General features: G+C 41.0%; 7 protein-coding genes. All 7 read right to left on the minus strand.

Annotated elements, in window-relative coordinates; genetic code table 11:
* Positions 1-7: 7 nt before the first annotated feature.
* Positions 8-70, minus strand: coding sequence for a hypothetical protein (locus LRS05_RS17775; protein ID WP_374707801.1), 63 nt, complete (start codon positions 68-70; stop codon positions 8-10).
* 227 nt (positions 71-297) lie between these two features.
* Positions 298-591, minus strand: coding sequence for a hypothetical protein (locus LRS05_RS16635; protein ID WP_257869325.1), 294 nt, complete (start codon positions 589-591; stop codon positions 298-300).
* Between the two features lie 1,256 nt (positions 592-1,847).
* The gene (locus LRS05_RS16640; RefSeq protein ID WP_257869326.1) at positions 1,848-2,039 is read right to left on the minus strand and encodes a hypothetical protein; all 192 of its coding nucleotides are present in this window, start codon (positions 2,037-2,039) and stop codon (positions 1,848-1,850) included.
* Positions 2,040-2,238: 199 nt separating this feature from the next.
* Positions 2,239-2,472 (minus strand): hypothetical protein, encoded by a 234-nt coding sequence (locus LRS05_RS16645; protein WP_257869327.1) that lies wholly within the window; start codon positions 2,470-2,472, stop codon positions 2,239-2,241.
* A gap of 257 nt (positions 2,473-2,729) precedes the next feature.
* The gene (locus LRS05_RS16650; protein WP_257869328.1) at positions 2,730-2,969 is read right to left on the minus strand and encodes a DUF4369 domain-containing protein; all 240 of its coding nucleotides are present in this window, start codon (positions 2,967-2,969) and stop codon (positions 2,730-2,732) included.
* Between the two features lie 1,830 nt (positions 2,970-4,799).
* A complete protein-coding gene (locus tag LRS05_RS16655) occupies positions 4,800-4,994 on the minus strand; it encodes a hypothetical protein (RefSeq protein WP_257869329.1) in 195 nt (64 codons plus the stop codon).
* Between the two features lie 735 nt (positions 4,995-5,729).
* Positions 5,730-6,000, minus strand: a 271-nt coding sequence (locus LRS05_RS17475) for a hypothetical protein (protein WP_308225051.1), incomplete at its 5' end; no start/stop codon positions are given.

Below are 6,000 nucleotides of genomic sequence, written 5' to 3' on the forward strand. Positions count from 1 at the left end.
TTTTCTTTTATTGAGTTAAAGCCGAATAAAACTGTTGCAGCAGATAACCGTGGGCGGCATAAGGCTCAATAACGTCAAATCCGGCGTCTAAAGCATTTTTGCAGCTTGCTGAAAATCATTTATTACTTTTTCAATTTCTTCCAAAGTCATTTCCTGTGAAGTTTGGTGTTCATTAATTGGAGATTTGCTGCAGAGCTTTTAGGACTCCATCCTCCGTCTTTAGCTTTTAATGGTTTAAAGCCCTGCTCTAAGATGGCTTGTACTGGCATTACCTCCTGCATGCCATAGCCCGGATACCTATTTTACAGTTTGCGCATGTACAAAGTCTGTAATTTCTTTCCATGCTTGTACCTGTTCCTGGTTCCAGATTCCAACATCTGGTAAGGTACACGCCTCCGGAGGCACTGCGGTGCCTTCGGTTAAAATCCAATCCCGATCCCCTACAGCGCGGCTTCTCGAGATGGACCAGATGCCATTGGCCGGGCTTTCCGTTTTGTGCACTGTACTTGCTGCATTGGCGACAGTACAATCCTGTTTTTTAAAGTTAAGCCCCGCAGGCTTAACGGGCTGAAAAGTGCTTTCATTTTGCATTGTATTTTGATTACAGTACAAAGTTCACTTTGGATGCTGACAGGGAAAATGAAGTATTTTAAAAAATAAGGTTGAAGTAGTTCAACATTCAGAGTTTATTATTCCTGATTTTTGACAAAAACTCTGTAGACATGCCTAAAAAAAGCAATAATATATTGTGGAATCCTCTTGTATAAAAGCTTCCCCTTTGCGGATACTGCCTGGCAAAATTTTCATAACGCTGCACAGCAGTTTGAGTATGAAGGGCTATCATACGCCTCTGTTGTGCCGCTAAGCCCCTTTCTGCTATGATCCGGAAAAGGACTCATATTTAGGGTTGAGTTGCTTTAAATATTTTTCGTCATCAAAGGGAGAGTTCCATAATCACAGAATGGGAGAGTGCTTCAACAAATAAAGTGGCTGGTTGTTGATAAATATAGGAGTTTATAATCTGTAATCCACCAGTCTTTGACAGCAAGAGCAATGGTAATTTCCTGCCCAGATTCATTGATTACAAATGAGCGTAGTGCCCCGTCTACAATATAAAATCTCTTAGATCACGGTAAAGCCGGGTTGTACAATTAATTGTTTCTTTCTCACAGATCTGGATACAAACATTTTCAGGAAATCCTGAATTTCTGTATCATTAAGCCTCCTATACGGCTGCCAACTCAAAATCTGCTAATCCTGTATTGTACACTTTCCCTAAATTTTAATTAAATTCATATAAAATACCGTATACTACAGCTAATGTATGGAAATACTTTTAAAAAAAGCAACAACCTAAAATTACCATCTTGTGGCAAAATTTTTCTGCGCTGTATTTTGCCGGGATTTTGCCTAGAGAACTGTGGTGCCGTTTTCCAAATTCTGGTGAAGTGCAGGGAAATAAAAAAACCCTGCAAATCATTGATTTCGCAGGTTTTTATAGACCATGCCGTGGGTTTTTGTAAAATTTGGAAAAGCTTGATTTTCCGTATTCGCCCTTTTTCGTGGGGAGAGCGGGATTCGAACTACCACGAAGGTTTCCCCAACGGCTTGAATTCAATCCTCGTTGGCCGCTTAAAAGCGAGTATCTCCACCTGCTGAAGCGGTTGCGTCATATGTATTGTTGTTTTTCAGGTCAAAGTAAGACATCTGTGAGAGCTATTTTAATAAGTATTTTTAATAGGCTGGGAGTGAAGCTGTTTAAAGACCAAAGGCTGCTCAATGGCAGCCTTCAATATAAATATTTCCGAAATTGTTGGCCTCAATCAGTGCTTTAATTTTAGACAAGGTCAGATCCACGAGAGGGTTTTCAGCTCCTTCATGTTACCTTTTTGCATCAAGTGCAAATGTGGCAGGTATACTTTCAACACGATATAGCTTGGCAATAGGCTCGTCCCATTTTTAAGATTGCTTACATGTGTCCATTCAAGCTTATCTGCAGCAATAGCTTTTTCCAGCTTTGCTTTATTAATATCAAGCAAAACGCCCTTGGTATTGAGCCTTTCCTTTGTGGTAACGGTTATAAAGCGCCAACACGCTAGGATTCTCTTTACGGCATGGGCCGCACCACCTGATGCCCAAAAGAATTCTACATTAGTTACTTTACCGAGGAGAACTTTCTTTAAATTGAAACAGTTTTTCCGTCGGGGTTTGGCGCACTAAAGCCCGCTGCCTGCGCTTTCACCCGGCTGTGCAGCCGCTTTTGCCCTCCGGAGATTGTGGTGCCATAGGTGCGGGCATACCATTGTTTTTAATCATTTCAGCAAGCTCTTTGCCTTCTTTGGTTTTCTTCAGGTCAGCATCAAACTTATCGTAGTATTTCAGTAAAAGTTCAGTTATCGGTTTTGTCTGCATGCTAACCATCTGACTGTTATAAGCTGCACCGCCCGCCATATATGCCTTAGGTTTTTTCAACAAAATCTAATCGCATTATCCTGCATTCTTTTAAGGAAAGTTCCTGATACTTCTTGTTAAGTTTATTCATAGCAACAGTATCCTGAGACTACGATCCGCGCTTCAATGCATTTGCATCATTTGCGATTTTCGCTAATACGAGTCCATCATTTCACGGCGCATCTTGTTTGTCCTTTGGTCTAGCGGTACTCATCAGAAAACTTATCATTGTTGAATGCCGCTACGCTTTTTACGTATTGAAGATTGAATCTTTTACATCAACATCGGGTTTCTATCTCGCCGTTTTCAAGAATAATCTCTGTTTGCCAGCCAGCACAAAATTCAACATTTAAAACGTGTAGAGAGGGGTCGGTTACTGTACCTTTAAAAGTAAATTTACCATTTTCAACCTTTGCGGTATCAACAGGTACAAAGCCCATCATTCCGCCTTGTTTTCCCAGAATTACATTTTTACCGTCAAGTTGGCTTGTCAATTTTCCCTGTAATTTCAAACTCATTTTCTGCCAAGCTTTCTACATGTTACTATCATGCCTGCTACAGCAAAAAATAAAATGTACTTTTTCATTTATTTTTTCTGTATTTGTTATAGTACCAATAATCTAAATTACTTTCATTAAGATATTTTGCAATTGAAAAATAATTAACTGCAGGCAGCACTGTTAAGCGTTGTTGGTATATTGGTGTTTTTAATTCCCGCAAAACCTTTTTGTGCGTTAGTCATGTTATGTATTCCGCGGCCCTTAAGTATGCTGGCCATAATCACACTTCTACTTCGCCGCCTGCACAATGAATATAGAAATACCTGTCAGGTATTTCATTTTTAATCTTTCATTTACGTTAATAAGCCGAATATTCGCGGCTTCAAGTATATGCCCGCCGGAAAACTCCCCCCCGGGCTTGCGTGAGTCAATTGTTGTATCTCTTTCCTCATTGGCTATAGCTGTTTCAAATTCTTCCGGCGATATGCTTGCAAGGCTGTCAGTCTCAAAACCTGCATTTTTCAGGCTGAAATTCCACCTTTAAGATACCCCAATGTATTATCAAACCCAATGCTTTGACCTAGGCGGGTTCTGGCCATCTGTTCTTTACCTTTCGGGGTTACAAGCAGTAATGGCTGATTAACAGCCATGATAAGTGCACCAACCCATGGGGGCAAAATTTCCGATTCAGACTTATAAATATTGAACCAGGTATGTGTGTCTACACAAAAATCATCTTCATGGCGAACATCAAGAATTATAGCTTCTGTGTTACCTGCTCTGCTGTTTCAATCCCTCGGGAGAAAGTGCCCTGCCGCCGCGCTCCACCAATTTTATCAAGGCTTTGGCCACCGTTTATGTTCAGCATCACGTTTTGAGGAAAATAGGCCGGGGAGCGCCGAGGCCGTCAAGTTCTTTGGTGAATTCTTCTTTAGTCATGTCTGCACGCAGGGCATAATTCACTTTTTCTGGTTACCCAATGTATCAGTCGTTTCTTTGCTCATGTTTTTGCCCCGAGCACTGCCTGCGCCGTGGCTTGGATACTCCAGTAATATCATCCGGCAACGGCATTATTTTATTACGCAGCGAATCATATAAATGGCCTGCAAGCACTTCCTGTATGAGTTCTAGGGGTGGAGTCCCTGCACGAGATTCAGGCCTTCCCTACATCCTCTATAAACAATGTATCTCGCCAGTTACTCAATTTACGTCTACTATTTGTTATTTTCTCATCAGCAGGTAACGGGTGCTTACCTTGTGTGATTTGGGGTGTGGATAGCCCTTACAGTATACTTCCCGACTTTGGATTCTTCCCGTCTGTGGCAATATGCCCGCTGAAACCCGAGCTCTGCCGACGGGTACTCAAACAATTTGCGCACCCGTTTTTTATGAAAGGTCTAAATGTCCCGAGACAAAATCGGCATGAGAAATGAGTTTCAAAAATATATTTAATTTTCTACAAGTCTTTGGCAGCTTTATCAATATAAGACTCGACCTCCCGTATCAGGATCCAAAAGATTGCGGCCTCGACCATTACTTTCAAGGGTAATAAGCGTGCTGTACCACCCATCCGGTATCTATTTTTTGTATTTTTCACTAATGTTTTTGTTTTGTGAGTTGGGTTAAAGGCCTATAAATTCTTTTGCCGGTGTAAAGGCTGCCATTAGCAGTATACACCGACCAAAACCACACTTGAACTGGTTTTCATTTGGTGTTACCTGTGCAGGTGGCTTCCTGAGGCTATCTGCCAAAAACTGGACCACAGAAAAGGACCGGGAGAAAAAGACCAGTTGATACTAATGTTCCTGCAAATCGCCAATAGGCCTGTAAGTGAATTTAGAGCTATTATCAACAACGAGGTGCCGACTTGGCTTTTCCCATGAGCAAATCCACAAAAGAAAACAAGCATGAAAAAGGTATAAACATAAAGCCTCCGCTTCCGGAGCCTACGAGCCCCATTATTGCACCAATAAGTATGACTAAAAAAGGCAATACATAAATGTAGCTGAATTTTTTTACAGATGCAGATTCATCACTTTTCATAAAAATAAGTGATATTGCAGCACCTAATCATTTATCCGAGACCCAAGCACCATGATAACAAGGTCATGATGCACCGGGTTCTACAACCAACCGCCAGATCAATATATATTTCAGGGAAGGGCAGGAACCATTGTATCTTCGTGTAAGCAATACTGCAATAAATGATGGCAAAGCAATCATCAGGCCTGTTTTACAGCTAAATTGTCTTTATAATAATTCTGCGCAGCGCCAAAGCAGATGTTGTTCCTCACAATAAATAGTGAGTAGGCGGTTGCAATAACAGGTGATACACCCAATGCGTAAACAAGCAGGGGCACGGTAAGTATAGAGGCGCCGCCCGCCCAGCAGGCCCGGGGAATTAGTCCGATTATAAAATGCTATATAGCACAAAACTGCTTTCAAATCTGATAGTTTGCCACTAAGATAATATATTTAGCAACAGAAAATTTTGCAAGAAAAACGTTTTAGTTTTCCCCAATTTATAAGACTGACTATTAGATGATTACATAGATGCTGATTTATTAAGAGTATCACATATGCAATTCAGTGTGCCTTTTTAAGTCGTTCTTATTTTTGCCGTATAGGTTATTTTAATGGGATTTCTCGGGAAGTATTAATGAAAAAGGTTTCAGCATTTAACGACAGCAACATATATTGTACGCTTTTTTAAATGAGCGCTTAATATTAAATAACAGGTTGTAAATTAAATAGCAATGGCAACAGCGACAAAAGCCCTTACAGAATAAATGTATGAAAACGTAAAAAACCAGTTTGAAAGCTGCTTACGTTACTGGGCCTTGATGAAAGCGTTAAAAAAATTCTTTCAATTACTAATAATGAAATTGTTGTACACTTCCCCGTGAGAGATGGACAATGGCCAGGTAAGAAGTGTTTACCGGCTGCGCGTACAGCATAATAACGCGCTTGGCCCGTACAAAGGCGTGTGCGCGCTGCCGCCCAACTGTGGAACATTGATGCTGCACGCGCACTGGCTACCGCCTGGATG

Source organism: Flavobacterium sp. J372, from assembly GCF_024699965.1.
GTDB lineage: Bacteria > Bacteroidota > Bacteroidia > Flavobacteriales > Flavobacteriaceae > Flavobacterium.